The following is an 832-nucleotide window of genomic DNA, read 5'->3' as shown; positions in this document are numbered from 1 at the left end:
AGCGTGAAGCCGCCCGCAAGCTCGGTGCTCGTGCCGCCGGTCGGCGCTGCGATGTCGGTCGTGGTCGCACCGTTCACGAAACGGGCGATGTCCGCGCCGCTCGATGTCCGGTAGACGTTGAAGCGGCCATACGGCTGCAGCGTGCCGAGCCCCGTGGCGATCTCGCCCTTGACCCGCACGCCCGCGCGCGCGATCCAGCCGCTGTCGGCCTGCGGCTGGACGATGGCGCCCGCGATCGCGGAGTTGCCCAGGTCCATGTGCTGGTGGATCAGCTGCAGCTGCGGCTCGATGCGCCAGCCGCTGCCGCCCAGCGCGAAGGACTGCCCCACCTCGATGGAGCCCAGCAGGCTGTTGCCCTTGCCGCCCACGCCCAGGCTGGCCAGCGGCTCGACGGTGTAGCGATGGCGGCCCGACTGCACCACGGCATCGGCGTAGAAGCCGCTGTCGGTGGTGTAGGTGCCGTACACGCCCACGTACTGGCTGCGCAGGTCGTTGCGGCCCACGCCGAGGTTCTGGATGCCGCTGGCGAAGCCGCGCACGCTCGCGTCGCCGTCGAGCTGGCCGACGTAGATGCCTGCGCGCCAGTTCGGCGTGGCCAGCAGGTCGGTGCCGGCCTGGAAGCCGCTGAGGCGGCCCTTGCTCGACGGCGATACCGTGCCGCCCTGCTGGATGTCGATGTCGGTGGAGAGCACGCGGGCCCAGGCGCGGCGATCGGAGCCGGCAGGGTTGGTCGAGGTGCTCGCGGTGCCCTTCACGTCATCGTCGCCCACGCGCTTGCGCAGGTCGCCGAGCATCGCGAGGTTGCCCTGGCGCAGCTGGCCGGGGAGCGCGG

Annotated in this window: 1 protein-coding gene; it reads right to left on the bottom strand. The window is 72.0% G+C overall.

The window, feature by feature from the left end; translation table 11 throughout:
* On the bottom strand, positions 1 to 832 hold an 832-nt coding region (locus ACTJLF_RS34620), incomplete at both ends, for an autotransporter domain-containing protein (RefSeq protein ID WP_440884903.1).

The organism is Variovorax sp. 22077 (genome assembly GCF_052044195.1).
Classification (GTDB): Bacteria; Pseudomonadota; Gammaproteobacteria; order Burkholderiales; family Burkholderiaceae_C; genus Variovorax; species Variovorax atrisoli.
Note: the sequence above shows the minus strand (reverse complement) of the source record. Positions and strands in the feature narration are given on the sequence as shown.